Annotated in this window: 24 protein-coding genes; 16 read left to right on the top strand and 8 right to left on the bottom strand. The window is 38.7% G+C overall.

The features are described 5' to 3' along the window. The first annotated feature begins 167 nt into the window (after nt 1-167). Both WG954_RS17095 and WG954_RS17090 read left to right on the top strand, forming a co-directional pair. Nucleotides 168-1196: a substrate-binding domain-containing protein gene (locus WG954_RS17095; protein ID WP_340437977.1), complete on the top strand. Its 1029-nt coding sequence runs from the start codon at nt 168-170 to the stop codon at nt 1194-1196. Nucleotides 1197-1576: 380 nt separating this feature from the next. Then, entirely contained in the window at nt 1577-1867 is a 291-nt protein-coding gene (locus WG954_RS17090; RefSeq protein ID WP_340437976.1) for a hypothetical protein, read from the top strand. 77 nt (nt 1868-1944) lie between these two features. On the opposite strand, the gene WG954_RS17085 is transcribed toward WG954_RS17090, so the two are convergent. Next, nucleotides 1945-2247 (bottom strand): hypothetical protein, encoded by a 303-nt coding sequence (locus WG954_RS17085; RefSeq protein ID WP_340437975.1) that lies wholly within the window; start codon nt 2245-2247, stop codon nt 1945-1947. Between the two features lie 233 nt (nt 2248-2480). Here WG954_RS17085 and WG954_RS17080 point away from each other — a divergent pair, with 233 nt between their 5' ends. Next, nucleotides 2481-2708 carry a YtxH domain-containing protein gene (locus WG954_RS17080; protein ID WP_340437974.1) on the top strand — a complete coding sequence of 76 codons (228 nt, stop codon included), beginning with the start codon at nt 2481-2483 and terminating at the stop codon, nt 2706-2708. A 78-nt stretch (nt 2709-2786) separates the two neighbouring features. Here the strand turns inward: WG954_RS17080 and WG954_RS17075 are convergent, their stop codons facing one another. From WG954_RS17075 to WG954_RS17065, 3 genes are all read right to left on the bottom strand, one after another. Next, entirely contained in the window at nt 2787-3656 is an 870-nt protein-coding gene (locus WG954_RS17075; RefSeq protein ID WP_340437973.1) for an SDR family oxidoreductase, read from the bottom strand. A gap of 502 nt (nt 3657-4158) precedes the next feature. Beyond that, nucleotides 4159-4500: a hypothetical protein gene (locus WG954_RS17070; RefSeq protein WP_340437971.1), complete on the bottom strand. Its 342-nt coding sequence runs from the start codon at nt 4498-4500 to the stop codon at nt 4159-4161. A gap of 60 nt (nt 4501-4560) precedes the next feature. Further along, complete coding sequence (locus WG954_RS17065) at nt 4561-5028, bottom strand: ferritin-like domain-containing protein (protein WP_340437970.1); 468 nt, start codon at nt 5026-5028, stop codon at nt 4561-4563. Nucleotides 5029-5239: 211 nt separating this feature from the next. Between WG954_RS17065 and WG954_RS17060 the strand changes: the two genes are divergently transcribed. From WG954_RS17060 to WG954_RS17035, 6 genes are all read left to right on the top strand, one after another. After that, a complete protein-coding gene (locus WG954_RS17060; protein WP_340437968.1) occupies nt 5240-5695 on the top strand; it encodes a hypothetical protein in 456 nt (151 codons plus the stop codon). Between the two features lie 13 nt (nt 5696-5708). Then, nucleotides 5709-6050 (top strand): hypothetical protein, encoded by a 342-nt coding sequence (locus tag WG954_RS17055; protein WP_340437967.1) that lies wholly within the window; start codon nt 5709-5711, stop codon nt 6048-6050. A 502-nt stretch (nt 6051-6552) separates the two neighbouring features. Next, nucleotides 6553-7278, top strand: coding sequence for a sensor histidine kinase (locus WG954_RS17050; protein WP_340437966.1), 726 nt, complete (start codon nt 6553-6555; stop codon nt 7276-7278). 71 nt (nt 7279-7349) lie between these two features. Then, nucleotides 7350-8795 (top strand): sigma-54-dependent transcriptional regulator, encoded by a 1446-nt coding sequence (locus WG954_RS17045; RefSeq protein WP_340437965.1) that lies wholly within the window; start codon nt 7350-7352, stop codon nt 8793-8795. 154 nt (nt 8796-8949) lie between these two features. Next, nucleotides 8950-9642 carry a hypothetical protein gene (locus tag WG954_RS17040; protein WP_340437964.1) on the top strand — a complete coding sequence of 231 codons (693 nt, stop codon included), beginning with the start codon at nt 8950-8952 and terminating at the stop codon, nt 9640-9642. Between the two features lie 47 nt (nt 9643-9689). Next, a complete protein-coding gene (locus WG954_RS17035; RefSeq protein ID WP_340437963.1) occupies nt 9690-10271 on the top strand; it encodes a YciE/YciF ferroxidase family protein in 582 nt (193 codons plus the stop codon). A 221-nt stretch (nt 10272-10492) separates the two neighbouring features. On the opposite strand, the gene WG954_RS17030 is transcribed toward WG954_RS17035, so the two are convergent. Next, nucleotides 10493-11083 (bottom strand): DUF4142 domain-containing protein, encoded by a 591-nt coding sequence (locus WG954_RS17030; RefSeq protein ID WP_340437962.1) that lies wholly within the window; start codon nt 11081-11083, stop codon nt 10493-10495. Between the two features lie 563 nt (nt 11084-11646). Between WG954_RS17030 and WG954_RS17025 the strand changes: the two genes are divergently transcribed. The 6 genes from WG954_RS17025 to WG954_RS17000 all read left to right on the top strand — a co-directional run bounded on the left by WG954_RS17025 (nt 11647) and on the right by WG954_RS17000 (nt 14413). After that, nucleotides 11647-12138 carry a hypothetical protein gene (locus tag WG954_RS17025; RefSeq protein ID WP_340437961.1) on the top strand — a complete coding sequence of 164 codons (492 nt, stop codon included), beginning with the start codon at nt 11647-11649 and terminating at the stop codon, nt 12136-12138. Beyond that, entirely contained in the window at nt 12098-12385 is a 288-nt protein-coding gene (locus WG954_RS21670; protein WP_445298460.1) for a DUF1328 family protein, read from the top strand. Before WG954_RS17025 ends, WG954_RS21670 begins: the two co-directional genes overlap by 41 nt. 39 nt (nt 12386-12424) lie before the next feature. Beyond that, nucleotides 12425-12631 (top strand): YtxH domain-containing protein, encoded by a 207-nt coding sequence (locus WG954_RS17015; RefSeq protein WP_340437959.1) that lies wholly within the window; start codon nt 12425-12427, stop codon nt 12629-12631. A 16-nt stretch (nt 12632-12647) separates the two neighbouring features. Continuing rightward, nucleotides 12648-13010, top strand: a complete 363-nt coding sequence (locus WG954_RS17010) for a hypothetical protein (RefSeq protein ID WP_340437957.1) — start codon at nt 12648-12650, stop codon at nt 13008-13010. After that, on the top strand, nt 12985-13326 hold the full coding sequence (locus WG954_RS17005; RefSeq protein WP_340437956.1) for a hypothetical protein: 342 nt from the start codon (nt 12985-12987) through the stop codon (nt 13324-13326). Before WG954_RS17010 ends, WG954_RS17005 begins: the two co-directional genes overlap by 26 nt. A 67-nt stretch (nt 13327-13393) precedes the next feature. Beyond that, on the top strand, nt 13394-14413 hold the full coding sequence (locus WG954_RS17000) for an AI-2E family transporter (RefSeq protein ID WP_340437955.1): 1020 nt from the start codon (nt 13394-13396) through the stop codon (nt 14411-14413). 443 nt (nt 14414-14856) lie between these two features. Here WG954_RS17000 and WG954_RS16995 read toward each other — a convergent pair whose 3' ends face one another. From WG954_RS16995 to WG954_RS16985, 3 genes are all read right to left on the bottom strand, one after another. Next, entirely contained in the window at nt 14857-15030 is a 174-nt protein-coding gene (locus WG954_RS16995) for a DUF6496 domain-containing protein (protein WP_340437954.1), read from the bottom strand. A gap of 364 nt (nt 15031-15394) precedes the next feature. After that, entirely contained in the window at nt 15395-15811 is a 417-nt protein-coding gene (locus WG954_RS16990; RefSeq protein ID WP_340437953.1) for a response regulator, read from the bottom strand. Nucleotides 15812-15856: 45 nt separating this feature from the next. Beyond that, nucleotides 15857-17365 carry a PAS domain S-box protein gene (locus tag WG954_RS16985; protein ID WP_340437951.1) on the bottom strand — a complete coding sequence of 503 codons (1509 nt, stop codon included), beginning with the start codon at nt 17363-17365 and terminating at the stop codon, nt 15857-15859. A 783-nt stretch (nt 17366-18148) separates the two neighbouring features. Between WG954_RS16985 and WG954_RS16980 the strand changes: the two genes are divergently transcribed. Next, complete coding sequence (locus tag WG954_RS16980; protein ID WP_340437950.1) at nt 18149-19621, top strand: glycoside hydrolase family 130 protein; 1473 nt, start codon at nt 18149-18151, stop codon at nt 19619-19621. The last annotated feature ends 3 nt before the right edge of the window (nt 19622-19624 follow it).

The following is a 19624-nucleotide window of genomic DNA, read 5'->3' as shown; positions in this document are numbered from 1 at the left end:
ATTGTTTATATAGCAAACATCTGAAGTTAAAAGTAAAGCGGCTAGCCAGAAATCCCGTCATGCACTATCCTGAGCATCAATGAATATGTGTAACTGCTGCTTAATAACTTCAGAACCATTAATTTTAGGTTACGATCATGCTTTAAACCCACCTGTATAAACTGATTATGTCTGATAACATTTACCGCCATATTCTTATCGATGAACAGTCGATAACACCCAAGTACGTCCAAATCGTGAACTCTATTCTCAAGGCTGTAGAAATGGGTAGTATCGGTAAAGATTATTTACTTCCTTCCATAAACGACCTGAGTTTTGAATTGAGTATTGCACGTGATACAGCCGAAAAGGCCTACCGTCAATTAAAACAATTAGGAGTGGTTGGTTCGGTGCCGGGCAAAGGATATTTTATTTCCAAGACCGACATCAGGCAAGACATCAGGGTGTTTCTGCTGTTTAATAAACTGAGTGCGCACAAAAAGATCATTTATGATTCGTTTGTGGCAACCATCGGCGATCAGGCGGCCATCGACTTTTATATTTATAATAATGATTACGGGTTATTCAAAAAGTTGATGCAAAGTCGTAAGAAAGGTTATACGCATTATGTCATCATCCCGCATTTCCTGGAAGGCGGTGAAAATGCGCATGAAGTGATCAATGAAATTGATGAAGGCTCATTAATACTGCTCGATAAAATTATTCCCGGTATTAAAGGTGAATACGGCGCCGTGTATGAAAATTTTGAGAAAGATATTTTCAATGCGTTAAAAGCAGCGCTGCCGCAGTTGAGTAATTACCAGACCTTGAAAATCGTGTTTCCATCTTACACTTATTTCCCGAATGAGATACTGGAAGGCTTCGAACGTTTTTGTACGGAGTATGCTTTTGCTTACCGGATTGTACATGAAATTGCTGCTGAACCGATTCGTAAAGGTGAAGCCTATATCAATTTAATGGAAGATGACCTGGTTGTATTGCTTGAAAAAATACAGGAAACAAAGTTGAAGTTGGGAAAAGACATTGGCATTATCTCCTATAACGAAACACCATGGAAACGTTTTATCCTCAATGGCATCACCACCATTTCAACCGATTTTAAAAAGATGGGTGAAATGGCGGCACAGGCTGTTTTAAGCAATGAGCGCAAACATGAGGAAGTTCCCTTTTCATTGACGTTGAGAGATTCGTTGTAAGGGAGATCAGAAACTTTATGTTTTAACTTTTAAACTTGCTCTTTTAGTTTTTTACGACGTTCATTTTCCCAACCGTTACTTTTCTACTGTGGAATTTCCTCCTCATCTTTTCTTTGTAATTCCAAAGTTCTCCAATGTGAGAACATGGATTTTTTCCTGAACGCAGATTTTTTAGATGTAAAGAATTGTTTTTTTAGAAAACAACTCTCTCCCACATTCTATAGATCTCTGCATATTAAATATATGTTTTCATAAAATACATTTGATCAGCTCCAATTACGACGTCGGAGTACTTGTTCGGCAATATTGCAATCGTTTCAATGGCATGATGCTTGTATTTTTCTCGAAGATTATAATACCTCATGTCTAAAACTGATTGCATGAAAAAAGAACGATTCGATTTTATAGCCATGCTGATGTCTTTGTTTTTACTTTCAGCATTCGTTATTGAAGAGCAAGTGAAAGGAACAATTGCGGGAACAGTCTCCAAAACTTATAGAGCAAAGAAAGTTCGGGCAATTAAAGCTCGGGAAGCCATCGAAAGTAAAATCATAAGTAATAGCCTATTGATCAATCCCGGTTCATCTTTTAAAAAGGATGTGATTTTCGATTTGAAGTTTAGAAATGCTGAGGCAAAAAATGGGGGTGAAATCCGGCTGGTACAGCGTTGATGAAATTATTGGGGGCCGGTAACAAAAAGCAATTCAGGAAAATGAATTGCTTTTTTATGTAAACAGGTTTCATGAAACTATTTCCTTCGCAGGAACCATTTATACCAAGGCCATTTCCAAAAGATGCTCCCTTTCCACCAGGAAAATTTCTTTGATCTGCCCGGCAGGCGGTTTTGATCATTTCGCTGAGCTCTTTGTCCGCCGTTTCGTTCGCTTCTCCGGCCACGATGAGTTTCACCACGACCGCTACTTCTTTGTCGTTCCGCTCCGCTACGACGATCTTCATTTCTTCTTTCATGCTTATTTCCATTATAGATGGGTATGGTTTTATCTGCACGACGGCGTATCTCATTCTTATTGTAACGACGGACCTCATCCATGTTCCTTCTGTTTGGCATAATTGACAGATGTAAGTTGAAAATGAATTAACAGGAAGATTTGCAACAAACGATATGCCTTTAAGAGACAGTGAACCAGCAAAAAAAATAAATATTTAAAAGATGATTGACTTAGTTGCTGTTGCTACTATCAATGATGTGACGAAAAACATCCGCAAAAAACATGTCAAATTGGTACGGTTTTTTTATAGGCATCACTATTAAAATTTACAACTATGACTTCTGAAGCAAAATTAATTTTAGGTATTACCGGCGGACTTGCTGCCGGCCTGTTGATCGGTTATTTTACTGCACCTGACAAGGGAAGTGAAACACGTAAAAAAATTATGGAGAATTCTGGCAAATGGAAAGACAGTATTGCAAAAATGTTTAAATCATCTGAAGATGGAGAAATGTATGACCACGGCATTAAAGAGGCAAAGCAATCTACGTCTCCTCTGTAATGATTAAAGAAGAGGTAAATATATCAACCGGAGGTGGAAATCTCAACATACTTTTTCAAAAGATCCTATTGCGTCACATTATCCATTAATGATTTCCCCTCCGTTTGGATGAAGAAACTGCCCCGTCATATAAATTGCATCATCACTTGCAAGAAAGAGATACGATGGTGCAATTTCAGCCGGCTCTGCTGATCTGCCCAATGGTACATCGCTGCCATGCGAAGCAACTTTTGTACGTGAGAAGCCAGAAGCAATTAGAGGTGTCCACACAGGACCGGGCGCTACTCCATTCACCCGAATTCCTTTTTTTGAAAGATTGGCTGATAAACTCCTGGTAAAAGCTACAATTGCTCCTTTAGTTGCAGAATAATCAAGTAACGAGCCACTGCCCCGATAAGCAGTTACAGATGCTGTATTAATAATCACGGATCCTTTCTTCATATAAGGAAGAGCAAACTTTGTTAACCAGAACATCGAGATAATATTTGTTTCGAATGTCTTCAATAATTGATCACTTGGCAGCTTGGTTAAATCTTTTTCTTCAAATTGTATAGCTGCGTTGTTCACTAAAATATCTATTCGGCCATATTTCTTAATTGTTTTCGCAACTACTTTTTTACAATGCCTTTCTTTACTTATGTCGCCGGGAATCAGCAGGCAGTCCCGTTCATATGTCTCCGTAATAACATGTTCCGTTTCTTTTGCATCAGCATGTTCCCGTAAATACGAAAGTGACAGCCGGGCTCTTTCTTTCGCAAACAAAATGGCCACTGCTTTCCCAATACCACTATCGCCGCCTGTGATCAGCGCAATTTTACCATCCAGTTTTTCCGAGCCTTCTTTTTCAGGATAGTCAAAAACTGGCAGCGGAACCAATTTTCTTTCAGAACCGGGTTTTCTTTGTTTTTGCGGAGGACGTATACTGGCTTTTTTATTTACATTTTGCATTGCTTACAGTTTATAAAAATGAACGATCACTATCAACTGGGTATTTTTTTCGCACCTCAACCCTTTAATGAAGAAAAAATTACCCAGTTTACAAATCGGCGAGGCGCTACCTTGCTCGTCAAGCACCTCTGGCATGAAATTGTTTCCTCATTTATTAAAACAATCACATGCGAAACGGCCTATTATTATCTTTTTACTCCAGGCATCTCTTCCGATGCACAACGGAATAAATCCTTTTCTAATCTCGTAACAACATAACTCATCTCCATCCTTTCATTGTTCATGCTGTTTTTTTACTTCAAGGAAGTTCTTCACGAAAAATTAATCTGAGAGAAGACGGATGGAAGTTTGAATAAAGCCGGTTATCGTTTATAACCGGTTTTTAATTGTTCATAAGACCCTACTGCGTCAAACAAGTAGTTTTGGCCGGGTTTTAGATCATGTAGTATGATACACCTGATGAGAGCAAATTGTATGCGTTCAAAAAAGAACGCATACATGCTCACTCCTGTTTTACCTTTTTCGATATCTCTTCCACCTTTTCAACAAATGGAGAAATCAACGGGTCTGCATACATGCCATAGGTATTCAGGAGTGTCCCTTTTTCACCATCAACAGTATGTATAAGATAAAGGATCGAGTTTTCGGAAGGATCACTCTCTCCTTCAAACCGGTAAAAATTATCAATAGTCGTTTCTTCAGGCGTATAAAATCTCGAACCCTCTTCATCTGCTTTTGTGAGTCCCCGGTCAGTTACACTAAAACTTAATTTATAGCCTTCTTCTTTTGCTTTTTTCATGCAGGTAAGAAGCGTAGACATATCTGTTTTACTATCTTGTTGCATTGTAAAAAATTAAAAACAAGCGGTTCTGCCATACGGCCTAACCGGTTGCGGTGTAAAAAATTATTGTCTTTCTTTATTAAGCAGATTGCGGATCTTATCATGCGACTCTTTCATAAAACTTCTTTGTGTTTCAAGAATAGCACGCCATTCAGGATTAAGGTCTGAGTCTTCCAATGCAGAGGAATACGCCTTTAGAGCAGCTTCTTCTCCATATTCACAAGACTCAAGTGCTGCTTTGCGGTCATCGCCGCTGAATGTAGCTTTCACATCCATCCATGCACGATAGATCTTACCTTTTACTGTTGTTGCATCATCAGGCTGATCGCCCTGTTTACCTAATTGCACCCGCAATTGATTTACAAATTGCCTGCTTTGTAAAGCCATTGCATTAAAAATATTGTATAGATCGTCGTTTGCTTCTTTGAGATGCTTAGCTGCTTTTTCATAACCGGCGATACGATCGTTATTAATTTGAATGATATCATTCAGCATATTTTCATGTTCAGTTCGTGTTGTAGTGTGTTCCATGTGTTTGTTTTTTTAATGAACAGATATTGCCTTTCTGTGGAATTGATTCCACAGTTTCTCTCGTTTTTGCCCACGAAAACCCGGCAGGCATTGATATTTGTTATGCTTTCTATCCTTTTACTCCACACTATTATGAGAAAAAACCATACCAGCATTGATTATTTTTTTGGTATCAGATTTGACTTTTGATACGTAATAAAAAAACTGAATTATGAAAAAAGAATCTACACAAGAAGAACGGGACATCGTTCGTGAACAGTTGAAGCAAATACGGTGTGCGGTGATGTACAACTTAAGTGAGCGCCCCGAACATTTGCCAAACGACATTGTTCAATTTGAGTGTATGGATGACCAGGGACAAATCTGGGTTTCTCTTGCTCATCCGAAATTCGAAACTCCCTACCTCGAAACTTCGTTTCCCGTACAACTTTGTTTTTTCCGCAAATCAGTTGATTATTTTATTGAAGTGGAAGGTGTTGCTTTGCTTGATGGTCTTCCTATGCACCAGCATGATACCTTGCTTTTAAAAGTGAAACCATCTGCGTTGCATATGAACTACTGCAAGGAAAAAAAGTGGGGCGAATTGTTGAAAGAGTACCAACACCAGGTAATTGAAAAACTACGTCAACTGTTTCAACCTAAGAAAGAAAACCAGTATGGCTATTAAACCGGGGCAACTGATGGCACGCATAAAAGGCGTTAAACAGGGCTTATTGCGGTTTAAAGACGGGAGTCAAAAAAGATCTATGCTCTTACAATTGCGTGACGATAGTTCTCCATCGATGTTGAATCTGGAAAACTCATCGGCAATCTCCTCGATGTTACGTAACCGACCGGCAAGTTTTACACAGCTATCCGATGATGGTATCTTCCTGGTAAAGGGACGTCTTACTGCCGGAAGAAGCAATTATAAAAAAATGATGTTCCTGAAAGTAGCTGGCATTTATTGGTTAAAACGCAGGAAACGTGGAGCCAGCACGTGGATGGAAGTTCTTGCTTCGTTTGAACCTGTCCATAAATAAGTTCAGTTTTTACTTCCGACTACCCTCCTTTTTTATCGCCGTCATCCTTTTTACAATTGTTATTACAACTGAATCGTTCAAATGTAATGCTGCACAATTGTCACGCTTGTGTTGCCTTTGTACCCGTTTTATTTACTTAGTTACTTATTAATTATGTAACTATTTCAAATTATTATGTAAGACTTCAATGGGCATACCATTTATGAAAAAAATCTATGGTTTTTTCCGAAAATTTTTTTGCAGATGTATTTGGATATTTTTTCTTTTTTAGTGTAACTTGTTGCCTCTGGCATCGTTTATTTTGCTCTCCGCTGTCCCAAAAATCCACTGCCAGTGTTGGTTTGAGCGAAAAGATATTAAGTATTTAGTGTTCTTGATATTCGACAATTAACGCATTGCATCTGTATCAATTTGTGAAAAAATTAATTACTGATGTTAAGTTTGACCCTGGAGGACGAATGAAAACAAAAAAAGTTGGAATCAACTTATTAAATTGAATCGCATGAGAGCAACAGATTTTCTTACAAATGAAACAGATGTTATGGGCAACCGGCAGAGGTCACATTCATTTGCTGCCACTGAGCGAATTTGCGCAACCGTTGCACATGAATTGAAAAACCCCGTAAACAATATTTTACTCTCCACTACAGTTTTGAAAGACATGAACCTGACTGAAGAGCAGTCAAGTTTTGTTGAAATGATCAGCCGAAATACTGACCGTATTAACCAGCTTCTTACAGAATTAGTAGATGCAACACATATAAGCCGGTTAGAAATATCACCGGTGAACATCTGCAAACTTTTGGATGAAGTTTTATTGATGATGAATGAACAGGTAAGCGCTGCTGCAATTGAGATCAGGCGAAATTATCCCGGGGGTGAATATCTTGTAAATGTTGATGAGTCACGTATGAAAAAGGCATTGATGCAAGTGGTTACTAATGCTGTTGAAGCGATGGATGGAGCCACGGGATTGTTAGAGCTAAGTATCTGGAACGATGAGAATGAATCGGTAATTGAAATTAAGGATAACGGTGCCGGAATAACTGATGATCAGCAACAACAGATGTTTGAACCGTATTTTACTACTAAACGTGGAAGACGTGGACTGGGACTTAACATTGCACAAGCGATAATTCTCAGCCACGGGGGAAGCTTCACCGTTCATAGCGACCCTCCGGATGGAACAACCATTGTTTTACGTTTTCGTTCGATGAATCTCCAATGAAAACAATCTCTTTAGGCCGTGCACACACCTACACCCTTTTTAACTTTTATCATTTTTTAAAATGACCAATTATGAACGGAAAAATTCTGATTATTGATGATGACACTGATCTCTGCACTCTGCTGGTCAGGTTTTTAAAGAACAATGGGTTTGAGGCTGAAGCCGCTTACTCGGGGAACAAAGGATTGGCTGCTTATACAGCAGGAAAGTTTGACGTTGTTATTTGCGATTACCGCCTTGGAGATATGGACGGAATTAAGCTTGTATCGGAATTAAAACAAAAAGATCCCCATGTCGCCATTATTGTAATTACTGCTTATTCGGTTATAAAAACTGCTGTTGAAATTATTAAAATGGGTGCCTACGATTATCTCGTTAAGCCCTTAATTCCAGACGAAGTATTGAAAATCCTGAAGGATGTTTTAAACAGGAAAAACAATAACCAGTTCCCTGTTCAGGCAAATGGCGAGAATACGTCACATGCGCATGGAACAACTACACCCAAGCCGCAGGATCAGCCACTACCATTTTACAAAGGCCATTCAAAAACAACGGTTGGCCTTTATAATCAGGTTGATATTGTAGCGGGCACCAACTATAGTGTATTGTTATACGGTGAAAGCGGAACAGGAAAAGAAGTGATTGCCCGAACCATTCATCAACAAAGTCAACGGGCAAATAAACCATTTGTAGCGTTAGATTGCGGCACGTTATCAAAAGAACTGGCAGGTAGTGAATTATTTGGCCACACAAAAGGATCATTTACCGGTGCTTTGCTCGATAAAGAAGGTCATTTTGAAATGGCAAACGGCGGCACACTGTTCCTGGATGAGATCGGAAACCTCTCACTTGAAATACAAGCATCATTGTTAAGAGTGATACAGGAACGAAAATATAAACGCATTGGTGGAAGTAAAGAAATGCCTGTTGATGTGCGGATCATTGTTGCTTCCAATGAAAATTTAAAGGAGGCTTACCAGACCGGAAAATTCCGTGAAGACCTATATCATCGTCTTAATGAATTCCCTATTCATCTGCCGGCACTTCGTGACCGCAGAGATGATATTATTCCGTTAGCAGAATATTTTTTGCAGGTAACAAATGAAGAAACAAACAGGCACATAACTGGTTTTACAGATGAAGTGAAACAAATGTTTCTTGATTACAGTTGGCCCGGCAATTTAAGAGAATGCAGAAATACGATACGAAGAGCTGTTTTACTTACACCTGAAGGTCAGTTGATCAAAGCATGTTCGTTGCCGGAAGAAATGAGTGGCGTACTGCAGGAAAAATCTGATCTGCTTTTCAAAGATCGGTTTCTATCTGCTAAAACCGAAGTCGCAGTAGATACTGATCAATTAAAATCGGCTGTAAATAAAGCTGAATTTGAAACGATACTTGCGGTTCTGCAACAAGTTAATTTTAACAAGAAAAAAGCAGCTGAAATATTGAAGATCGATCGTAAAACTCTTTACAATAAATTAAAGCATTTACACAATCTGCAATCATCTTCTTAAGGGTGGAAATATTTACACATAATTTCCCAAAGTGGGTAACTGATTATAGGAAAATTTCTGTTTCAGTTACTCACTTTTCTTTTATTACCATCAGGCATATTGTTTGTTCCAAAAACGTGATAATCTGATTTTATCATCTTTTAAAACAAACAGTATGACAAACAGAAATTATTCACGCAGGGGATTCGGTTCTTCTTATGGAAATGAAGAACGAAGCAGCAACAGCAATCGTCCAAACAGGCAGGGCTATGGCAGACAAGAAGACAATTATGACGATGAATTTGAAAGTACCAATGATGCCTACTATGATGATGACATGGATGATCGTTTTATGAACACTGGTAGTTATGGAAACAGAGGTCGTTTTGAAGACAGCCGCTCTTACCAGGATACCGGTTACAACGAATACAATGATGATGAAGATGTAGATGAACAATCATTCCGCAGAAGTCGTGAAGGTCGTGGAGAAAACGAAGGTGGCTACTATGGAAGCCGAAACCGTGGAGGCGATGAAAGTGGTTATTATCGTACAGGCAATTCTGGTCAACCTCAACGCCCAAGTTATGGCAACCGTTCCGGTTCCGGTTCTTCACAAGGCAGATCTTATCGTGGTGTAAGCAACGATCCTTACCAACAGGGATCAGGTGGTTTCCGTCAAGATCGGGGCAATCAGTATTCTGACAGAGGCAGGAGTTCACATGGATATTCTTCACAGTCTGGTGGTTGGGGCAACATGAGTGACTATGGTAGTTCAGGACAAAATGAACGCCGCAGTAACCGTTCACAAAACACGGGCAGAAGTGGTTACGGCTCTTCAAACAGGCGTAACGACCAAGGAAATTGGTAGTAGTACGTTCATTTCACTTATCATTTCAAGTCTAAATTCTTTTAAGAATGTCAACAACAACAAAGAACGCTGCTGCAACAGAAGAGGCGTCTGGTACGCCCTACCTCGAGAAGTTTTTTATCAATCAGTTAAAGGATATGTATTATGCCGAACAACAATTGGTAAAGGCTTTGGGGGAAATGCAGAAAGCGACAACAACCGAAGAATTGGAAGATGCATTTGAGCATCATCTGAAACAGACTGAACGGCATATGAAACGTCTGGAGAGAGTGTTCAAGATTATCGGCGCAACAGCAGGCACTAAAAAGTGTGAAGCTATTGATGGGCTCATTAACGAAGCACGTTCAATAATTAGTGAAACAAAAGAAGGAACTGCCACGAGAGATGCTGCCTTGATAGTTGCAGCGCAGAAAATAGAACACTATGAGATCGCAACATATGGAAGCCTTGTTCAGTTAGCACTTACAATGGATCTGGATCGTGCTGCAGACGTTCTTGAAAAAACACTGCAGGAAGAAGAAGAAACGGATCAGGAATTAACGATGATTGCCGAATCTTTTATAAATGTAAAAGCCGAGCAGGAACAACCCTACTCATGGCAACAAAAAAAGGAAATGGCAGTTGCTTGACCTTGATCGTTTTTAAAAGTGCATTTAATACAGTTTTAAGTCAAATACAAAAGCCAGGTAAATACCTGGCTTTCTTCTGATGTAAGGGTACGGCCAGTCAGGATGTTTATGATTATTATTTCTACGGTCGTGGCGTTACAAATAATCTAAACCTTTGGAGTTATTTGCTTTTAAAACGATGAATGAGAAAAATGTAGGATACAGAAGTCTACCGCTATCTTTTACCAATGTCTTTTCTTAAATGCCTGCGCTGAATCTAATCGTACACGCAACTTTACCAATGAGTTATTTGCAAAAGTTTTTACATCAATATCTGTTGCATCTTTTGATGCCTCTTCATACAAACGAATACATTCTTTCTGGCGATCGATCATTTCATTCACAAATGATTTGTCGAAATTTTTTTTGTCTTCTTTTTTTGCAAGGTCATCAACATCTTTTTGTGCTTCTGTTGAAATTGCAGTTGGTAAGGTGATATTCTTTTTGCCGGCCAGGGACTTGATCTCGGCGTTCAGATTGCTGTGCTCCTTACCCAATTGGGTTGCAAAATCTTTTACTTGATGCATCGATGCCTGCTGTGTGGCAATGCGGGTCATCTCAAGTTCGGTCATTGATGAATTTGCAGCACGCACAAGAAAGTCAGTACTTTTTTCATCAACAACCTGGCTGGTTGCAGTTAAGGATGTGTCGTGCAACTGTTCATTTGCTGCATCTGCCTTTTCAACGCTGTCATCGTTGTCTTTATTCTCGTCCATATTGCAGGACATAAGTATGGCAAAACCCAGGAGCAATGCGATTATTTTTTGTTTCATACAATCTTTTTTTAGTGTTACTCACATGATTTAAAATGACGATGGAAATTTCATGCCACTTAGTTTTTATTTCAGGCATTTTTGTTTGTTGTTTTAAAGTATATGGCACAGTTTTTTCAGCATTATCATTGAAGTTTCAAACTGAGTTTTAGAAACTCAGAAAAGATCTTTCGATTTATTCTGAGTAATAACGTTCAGCTTACCAATGCCCCTCAAAAGGCTTCGGCAAATTTTGACACTTCAGGAGTTTCGGTTTTGCCGGAACTCCTTTTTTTAATCTTCATTAGTTTGTGATTGTGGAGGTTGAAATTGAAAGGGGAACAAATTCCCCAATCAAACCGCCACTTTGTTGATTATGTATTTTGCCATTGATCTTTACAAAATGTTCTGTATCCCATGCGAATTATGCGTATATAACTGACAATAATATTTCTGTTACTCAGGAATTCTTAGGAAAACAAATAACACACTTTTTGAGCCACTTGAATAAAATTGAAGAAGGGTTTGCTTGAGACCCGTGGCATTTCGAAAGCAATTACGGGCAACATCTTAAAAAGCAGTATATGGAAACACAATTGGAGAAAGAAAGCACTCTTCATGATCTCATCCACATTCATCATGAACGATTAGCAGCGTACGCACAGATAAAGAAATGGTTAACTGATCAGCGGTTATTTGCGCTTGTAAATGATCTTTGCCAGCAATCGCAGTTGTTTATGCTGGAGTTAAGAACCTGTTTGCATTCGGGACTCCCCGACCCTGCCGGCCGAATTGAAGTAGTTGGAGAAATCTATCATCAGTGGAGCGGCATTCCCAAAATAAAACCAGGATGCAATGAATATGAATTGGTGGTTTTTTGCGAAGAGAACGAAAAATCGGCTTGTATGGTTTATCACCAACTGCTCGATGAACAGCCTGTTTGCAGCGGAGAAGTACATGATCTTATTTTAACACAGTTAAATAAGCTCGATAAAAATATTGAACTGGTGAAATACAGTAAACTTATTGCACTGAATGCTGTTGCAGAACATCAACATGCTGGCATACGGAATTGAAGATGAAAGATCATGGCATGATTTTCCAATATACTTGATCAGACAGTCAGTATTCTTCACACTAAAATTTAGTTCTATGTTACGCTGGACAATCATATTTATCGTGATCGCAATAGTTGCAGCCATATTCGGATTTACAGGCATTGCTGCCGGTGCTGCATCAATCGCAAAAATTATCTTTTACATTTTTATAGTTCTGTTTTTACTTTCTCTGCTTTTTGGCCGAACAACAAAAACGAGAGGTTAGGGAACTATTTATTTTCTCTTCATCATTAATCTTATTAGCATGACAAAAAGTTCAAGAATTTTAGTGGGTGTGGCAGTAGCTGTGTCAGCCGGGGTAATCATTAGTTACCTCCTGCGCACCGAAAAAGGCAACGAAGTAAGCAGGCAAATCAAAGATGTTGCAGGTAGCCTCCTTGAAAAAGGCAAGGAAATGTTGAGCAAAGCGAAAGACGAAGCTCAAAGCAGAGTAAGCGAAATAACAGTATAGTTCAATTTTATCGTGTATGTATACTAATGTGCGAACGCAGGCAACCGACCTTTTAGAAGAAGCCGGTGATTATGTAAAAACGATGTATCAGCTGATAACGCTTAAAGTCAGCCGAAAAGTAGCAACGATCATTGCGGGACTCATTGCTGATCTTTCAGTGATGATCACCGGTCTTATCAGTTTACTTTTTTTAAGTATTGCGGCTGCCTTTTGGATTGGTACATATGTGCAAAATACCAGCGAAGGATTTTTATGGGTCGGTTGCTTTTATCTTACAATTTTTATATTTCTGGTGCTTCTTAAAAAGAGGAAAATACTTCCCTATTTGAGAAATCTTTTAACCACCCGCATGAATGAAAAAAAAGATGAAAGCATATGATAAACTCCTGTTGGAAGAACAACAGTTAGAAGAAAATCTGAAGTTTCACCGGGAACGCATCATTGATAGGTGGCAACATTTAAAAATGTCGTTACAACCTGCCGTGATAGGTATGCGGCTTGCCGAAAATGCTTTAACCCGGGCTAAAACCAATAATACCCTATTAAATACTGGCGTTAACCTGGCTGTAGACCTGGTTGTAAATAAATGGATTTTGAGAAAGTCTGGTTGGATAACGAGAATGCTTGTGCCATTCGTTATAAAAAATATTACTTCTAATATAATCCAGAAGAAAGCATTGCGGGCGAAAAAATAAATGTTTTATTGTATCGATTGATTGTTAATATAACACTGTAATATGGCCAAGATAAATCTCTTTCTCAATGATGCCATTTCATGAACGGATAACACGCCTGCTTTTATTATTGCTGATCCTTTTCCTTGTTGTTATTTCGGTAATTCAAATGCGCATTTTTCTTCCCGGTCTATTGGGAGCGCTAACACTTTATATCTTAAGCCGCCGTAGTTATTTTTATTACGTGTATCAAAAAAAATGGCGCAAAGGATTTACCGCATTCATTTTTGTAATTGCTTACCTGGTGCTTTTAGGCATACCCGTAATGCTCATGATTAAACTGGTGAGTCCCAAGTTGCAAAAACTTATGGAGGATCCTGGTGTATGGATCAAGAAAATAACTGCCATCACCCAACAATTAAAAGCTTCAACTGGTATTAACTGGTTGCATGATTTCTCAACTGCCGAATATTCTGAAAAAATTGTGGGAGCAATTCCTGTTCTGTTAAACAGCTCGGTAACGTTGATCTCGAATTTAGCGATCATGTTGTTTCTACTCTACTATATGTTTTACAATGGTAGTGAAATGGAAAAGCAGCTATACCGGTTTATTCCTTTGCAGGATGACAATACAAGTTTACTGGCTGCAGAGACAAGGAAAATGGTTACAGCAAATGCATTGGGTATTCCCATTATTTCAGCAATACAAGGTGCTGCCGCAACGCTGGGTTACTATTTGTTTGGCATTGAAGAGTACGCTTTGTTTGGATTTCTTACTGGTGTGTTTGCTTTTTTCCCAATTATAGGAACGTTGGTTATTTGGGTGCCGTTGGTTGTTTATTTATACAGCATTGGTGAAAACGGGCACGCCTGGGGCTTACTGATTTATAGTGCAATTGTTACCGGCAATATCGATTACGTTGCACGAATCACTATTATGCGTCGCATCGGCGACATTCATCCTGTTATTACCGTGTTAGGCATTATTGTTGGATTAGGTTTATTTGGTTTTATAGGTATTATTTTCGGGCCGTTGCTGATCAGTTACATCATTATCCTCACGAGGATATATAAAAGTGAATTTGTTGTAACAAATGGAAAAGGTTGAATTACATCTATTGATTATGATTTACATCTATTGATTGTTGAGAAGTGATAGTTGAGAACTTGTAAGTTTTGGTCTTAATAAAAGCCCCTGTTTTTACAGGGGCTTTTATATTGAATGCAAAAAGCCTGTTGAAAAAACAGGCTTTGCTATCTAGACCCGGATACCCTTGATATTATAACTTGTTGTCAAGAATAATACTGAACACCCGGTGCTTAGTTTTATTTTTATCTACAGGAACAAACAATATGCCATGCATGATGAAGAAACCATTGGCATTCGGCAAAATAGCCAACCCGTTTTTTAACAGTTAGATTGCCATTTTCATTGGGGAATTTGTTTCCCAACCACTGTTGTATTTATGTTGAGCTGAATCAACAGTTTATTTATTGCATGTTGGGAGAAAAAATTACTTTTAATTTTTTTAATGAATGGATCATATTTTTCTATTGTTCACGAGGCACTTTTGCACCAGCTTTTCTTGCTTTTGATAAGCCAATTGCAATTGCCTGGTCATTGTCGGTAACTTTTTTTCCGCTACCTGACTTTAGTATCCCCGCCTTTTTTTCGTGCATGGCTTTGGCTACTTCCTGCCTGGCTTTTTTTGAATACTTAGCCATCGTCAGTTTTTTTAATTGTTCGTAATTATTTTCTTTAAAAAAAGAACAAGCACGATGCCATTTTCAAACCAGGCTTGTTGTTATTTCCGGTGAGTATTGGTTAAAAAAAATATCGATTTCATGGCGCCCGACGGCGAGATGGCCCATAGTTTGTTTTCATGTATGTAACACTTTTACCAACGTTAGCGTTGGGAAAAAGCGTGGGTGCTTAACGATAGACTACTCATCAGGGCAGCAGTAACCGGGAAGCAGTAAGGACAGTGTTTAACGGGGTCTGTTGTTTGTGTGTAGTACGCATTCAAATGCCGGGGTAACCCGGCATTCTTATTATCTATTTGCAGAGGAAGTTGGTGGTAAAGATCAATCAGCTGGTGGGTTGCGAAACAACATCATCAGATGTTTCCCCTGTTGAAGAAACAGATGGTCTTTCTATATAGAATTGAATAAGGTTTCGCAGGTAATCGATCTCAAATGGTTTTTCAATATATGCATCAGCGCCTGCTTCTATCGACAGCTTAGCAATATCAGGCGATGCAGAGATCATGATCACAGGTATATCCCTGGTGTCTTCACGTTTTTTAAGGTAAGCACACAAATCGAGGCCACTGTAATCGCCTAATTGCTTATCCAGTAAAAAAAGGTCGGGTACAATGAATTTATTATTGATAATATCTTCACCACTTGATCGAAAATCAACGCAGTATCCTGCTGCTTCCAGAATCAATTTGAAAATATCTCTGATACCTTCATCATCATCTGCGATTAGAATTCGTTGTTGCATACACGTTTAATTTATCAAATTCACTAACAATAAACACTTGCCTATTTACTTATTCCCCGGCTCTTTAGATAATAAGATCGGAAGGAGGAAATAAAAAACGGACCCTTTCCTTGGCTCACTGGTAACCCAAATTTGTCCACCCTGCCTTTTAACAAACTCAGCAGCTATATACAGTCCTAAACCAAGTCCGGGGAAATGATGGTACTGTGTTTCATTCACACGAAAAAAACGGTCGAATACTTTCGTTAGAAATCCATGCTCAATACCAATGCCAAAGTCTTGTACGGAGATGGTTATTGACTGCTTATCAACTTTAGTACGAACTACAACGCTATCTCCCTGTGGTGAATACTTTATTGCGTTGTTCAACAAATTTGTAAGTACCTGCCCTGTTCGGTAACGATCACCTTCTATAAGCACCGGGCGTGATAAATGGACTTGTATCTTGTGTTGTTTTGTAGTTAACTGAACTTCATCAACAATTTCAAGTACAAGCTCGTTCAATTCGTACATATCTTCCCTGAACTTAAGTTTGCCCCCTTCGATACGGGTGAAATCAAGCAGGTCTTTAATTAAAATTGCAAGCCTGTCAACCTGCTTATTCATTTTAAAAAGAATATCGACCGACTGTGAACCATTTGCCTTTAAAATATTTTCTTCAAGTATTTGCAAGTATGCTTTTAAGCTCGTGACAGGAGTTTTTAGTTCATGACTTGCAATACCGATGAATTCGTCTTTATGTTGTTCTAATGATTTACGTTCGGTAACATCCCTGTAAGTAGCAATGATACCATTAATCTTTTTATTTTCCAGCATGTTATTGAATATCGCTTCAATGATGTGGTAACTCCCGTCTTTATGCCTGATACGAAACTCACCTGAAATATTTTCTGTGGGCGATTCAATAGCTTTCTGCAAGAGTTCAATTTTTATAGAACGATCATCAGCGTGTACAATTGCGTCGGTGTGAATATTTTTACCAACACGTTCTTCGGGTTTGTAGCCCAGTACAGGTTCAATAGCCGGGCTTTCATATTTTATTGTGCCATGTTCATCAAACACAGTGATTATATCTGAAGCATTTCTCAGCAATAAGTAAAGCCGTTCTTCATTTCCCTTCAAACGCTCTTCAAGCATTTTTTGTTCTGTTATATCCTGTATCGCTAAGAGGATCATGCTCCCTTTGCCTTCCTTCATTGGAAACTTGTTTGCATTTAACCAAACAGTTCTTCTGCCTACCATCGGAAAGTCACGTGTTACTTCAAGATGTGTAAAGGGGATATCCCTGCTTTGCAATAAGCTCATTTGTTCTTTTAGTTCAGGAATATTCCATTCAGCATTTGCTATGTCATATAAATAACATCCCTCTGTTTCTTCAGGCGTTACACAAAACGTTTTATAAAAACCTTTATTGGCATGCCTTATAAATAAGTCGCCAGTTAGCATCAACAACGATTCGTGCATTGTTTCAATGATCGCCTTTGCATAATCTCCTGTATCCTTTAGTTTTTGCTTTGAGCCAAAAGCCCTGCTACCATTTACATCCTTTTTCATGTACATAACCTGTTTTATGAATCAATATCATTTACAAATACAAACAGCCACTCACATTTGAGCAACAGATTATGCAGTCTAAATTTTTCATTCGCAGATCGAGGAAAAAACTCCACAGTTACCAAGCAGCCGATTCTTTTAATAAAGAATAACAGCTTCATATTCATTAGAATTAAACAATTATACTGCCACAATCCTCAATAACTTAGGAAGCAGTTCGTTAGCGCAGGTTAAAAAAAGACTCTGGTGTTAACCAGAGTCTCCGTTGTTTCTTTTTTTCCTACGCTGGCATTATCCAGATCAGGTAATTGGAGTGTGTTCTCAGACCTGATTTGCAGGCCACCCCCTTCGAGAAACTTCTTACTTACTAATTAGAAAAAACTGTGCCATATATGAATGACAAAAGCTATTGCTGATTGGTGCTTTTTTATTTTTTAGTTGTATGTTATTGATTGTTGTTTAATTGCGATATAAAATTTTATAGCACAGATGAATGATGCGTGAAGGCTGATCGATTAAACGAGAAGAGCAATTTTATTTCAGTTTTGAAATGCTAAAAGTGAATACTTAACTGAACTGAAAATAATTTGCAAGCATTGTAAATAACTTTTATTGTGCAAGCAGCATATTCTTCTATTCATCTTTTATTCCACATAACGAGGATAATATTGCCTTTTTCTGAGTTCCGGTGTTTTGCTGGTATTGTCAGCGAATCGGCAGGCTTTTCCCACGCCTTCCCCTAAAGAAATGCAGCGTGGAATAAATTTTGCATAATGTTGCTTTATGTTTATCAACGCAATCCGTAAGAATATCTTCTTTCAGCCTGATCCCAGCAGGGTAATTGCCCGTTTTCACTATCATAGTGACCAAAGGGGTAAAGCATTGATTCAGGGTGTGCTTGCGCTTAGTGAAAGGGAACAGCGGGAAACGCTTGTGCAGGTATTAAGAGATTTTTCAAAACGTCACAGGAGCATCTCCCGTGTATTTGAAAAGAATTTTGCAAGAGTAAGTCGTTTGTTACCGGAGATAGGTATTGATATAGCCTCGCTTAGTACAACTCAGAAAGGATTGATCGGTTCATATTTTACATTAGAATATTCAATTGAAGCAGCAGCTTTTTTCAATCCGTCAATTATGGAAGATCCAGATCAATCTGCATTGGCTCCCGGTGAGAAAAGAGTGATCATCAGTTTCAGGGCAACCGGAGAAGGTCATATCTCTTCGGTTGTTTTCCGCTCAGGTGTATTAGATCAGAAAAACGATATACTTATTGAACCACCTGGAAGAATGCTTGAATCGCCTGAGCATATACGTAATCACACTTACCACAAAGACAGCTTTCTTCAAAAGCTAAAAGAGATGCAGGATGGTGGAAGTGCTGTTTATAGCATTATGAAAGAATCTCTTCCGGATACTTTTATTTACGAGGAATTAAAAGAGTATGTAGAAAAAGCGAAAGTAGAACTTAATAATACCGCTGATCTTGTGTTGCTTGGTGAAGTAATGTGGCTTGCTTCCTCTCATTATGAAATCGATTTTTCTGTAGATACTTCTATTTCTGAAAGGGTGATCTTCCCTATTGCAAATGCTGAAATGAAAGGCATTGAAGATGCAAGGTTTGTGAAGTTTACAGATGATGATGGAGATATTACTTATTATGCCACTTATACTGCATATGATGGGTTCACTGTACTTCCGAAGCTGATCACTACAAAAGATTTTTATCATTTTAAAGTAATGCCGATTCATGGTGAAATAGCACAGAACAAGGGGATGGCACTTTTTCCAAGAAAAATAAATGGAAAGTATGTGATGTTGTGCCGTAATGATGGAGTTAATAATTCAATTTCTTTTTCTGATAACATCAACGTGTGGCGAAAGTCAGCTCCGTTACAAGGTCCGAAGTATCCCTGGGAATTGGTGCAAATGGGTAACTGTGGTTCACCCATTGAAACACCGGATGGATGGTTGGTGCTAACTCATGGCGTTGGTCCGGTGCGTGAATATTCCATTGGCATTTCTTTGCTGGATCTTGAACATCCTGAGATAGTGATTGGACGTTTGCCTGTTCCATTGATTACTCCGAATGAACGGGAACGTGAAGGTTATGTGCCCAATGTGGTATACTCCTGTGGTTCGATCATACATAACGATAGCCTTATTATTCCCTATGCAATGTCTGACTACTCCTCTACCTATGCCACAATTGATCTCACTGATTTGTTGGCATCGTTAAAAAAAACAAAGCTTGCCTGATCA

It is taken from the genome of Lacibacter sp. H375 (genome assembly GCF_037892425.1).
Classification (GTDB): Bacteria; Bacteroidota; Bacteroidia; order Chitinophagales; family Chitinophagaceae; genus Lacibacter.
Note: the sequence above shows the minus strand (reverse complement) of the source record. Positions and strands in the feature narration are given on the sequence as shown.

Excerpts from the sequence above, each read along its gene's own strand:
- WG954_RS17070 (WP_340437971.1), bottom strand. The coding sequence starts at position 4,500 with ATGCAACAAGATAGTAAAACAGATATGTCTACGCTTCTTACCTGCATG.
- WG954_RS21670 (WP_445298460.1), top strand. The coding sequence starts at position 12,098 with ATGCTGTTGCAGAACATCAACATGCTGGCATACGGAATTGAAGATGAA.
- WG954_RS17035 (WP_340437963.1), top strand. The coding sequence starts at position 9,690 with ATGTCAACAACAACAAAGAACGCTGCTGCAACAGAAGAGGCGTCTGGT.
- WG954_RS17010 (WP_340437957.1), top strand. The coding sequence starts at position 12,648 with ATGTATACTAATGTGCGAACGCAGGCAACCGACCTTTTAGAAGAAGCC.
- WG954_RS16985 (WP_340437951.1), bottom strand. The coding sequence starts at position 17,365 with ATGAAAAAGGATGTAAATGGTAGCAGGGCTTTTGGCTCAAAGCAAAAA.
- WG954_RS17090 (WP_340437976.1), top strand. The coding sequence starts at position 1,577 with ATGAAAAAAGAACGATTCGATTTTATAGCCATGCTGATGTCTTTGTTT.
- WG954_RS16980 (WP_340437950.1), top strand. The coding sequence starts at position 18,149 with ATGTTTATCAACGCAATCCGTAAGAATATCTTCTTTCAGCCTGATCCC.
- WG954_RS17065 (WP_340437970.1), bottom strand. The coding sequence starts at position 5,028 with ATGGAACACACTACAACACGAACTGAACATGAAAATATGCTGAATGAT.
- WG954_RS16995 (WP_340437954.1), bottom strand. The coding sequence starts at position 15,030 with ATGGCTAAGTATTCAAAAAAAGCCAGGCAGGAAGTAGCCAAAGCCATG.
- WG954_RS17075 (WP_340437973.1), bottom strand. The coding sequence starts at position 3,656 with ATGCAAAATGTAAATAAAAAAGCCAGTATACGTCCTCCGCAAAAACAA.
- WG954_RS17000 (WP_340437955.1), top strand. The coding sequence starts at position 13,394 with ATGATGCCATTTCATGAACGGATAACACGCCTGCTTTTATTATTGCTG.
- WG954_RS17085 (WP_340437975.1), bottom strand. The coding sequence starts at position 2,247 with ATGGATGAGGTCCGTCGTTACAATAAGAATGAGATACGCCGTCGTGCA.
- WG954_RS17080 (WP_340437974.1), top strand. The coding sequence starts at position 2,481 with ATGACTTCTGAAGCAAAATTAATTTTAGGTATTACCGGCGGACTTGCT.
- WG954_RS17050 (WP_340437966.1), top strand. The coding sequence starts at position 6,553 with ATGAGAGCAACAGATTTTCTTACAAATGAAACAGATGTTATGGGCAAC.
- WG954_RS17015 (WP_340437959.1), top strand. The coding sequence starts at position 12,425 with ATGACAAAAAGTTCAAGAATTTTAGTGGGTGTGGCAGTAGCTGTGTCA.
- WG954_RS17005 (WP_340437956.1), top strand. The coding sequence starts at position 12,985 with ATGAAAAAAAAGATGAAAGCATATGATAAACTCCTGTTGGAAGAACAA.
- WG954_RS17045 (WP_340437965.1), top strand. The coding sequence starts at position 7,350 with ATGAACGGAAAAATTCTGATTATTGATGATGACACTGATCTCTGCACT.
- WG954_RS17060 (WP_340437968.1), top strand. The coding sequence starts at position 5,240 with ATGAAAAAAGAATCTACACAAGAAGAACGGGACATCGTTCGTGAACAG.
- WG954_RS17040 (WP_340437964.1), top strand. The coding sequence starts at position 8,950 with ATGACAAACAGAAATTATTCACGCAGGGGATTCGGTTCTTCTTATGGA.
- WG954_RS16990 (WP_340437953.1), bottom strand. The coding sequence starts at position 15,811 with ATGCAACAACGAATTCTAATCGCAGATGATGATGAAGGTATCAGAGAT.
- WG954_RS17055 (WP_340437967.1), top strand. The coding sequence starts at position 5,709 with ATGGCACGCATAAAAGGCGTTAAACAGGGCTTATTGCGGTTTAAAGAC.
- WG954_RS17025 (WP_340437961.1), top strand. The coding sequence starts at position 11,647 with ATGGAAACACAATTGGAGAAAGAAAGCACTCTTCATGATCTCATCCAC.
- WG954_RS17095 (WP_340437977.1), top strand. The coding sequence starts at position 168 with ATGTCTGATAACATTTACCGCCATATTCTTATCGATGAACAGTCGATA.
- WG954_RS17030 (WP_340437962.1), bottom strand. The coding sequence starts at position 11,083 with ATGAAACAAAAAATAATCGCATTGCTCCTGGGTTTTGCCATACTTATG.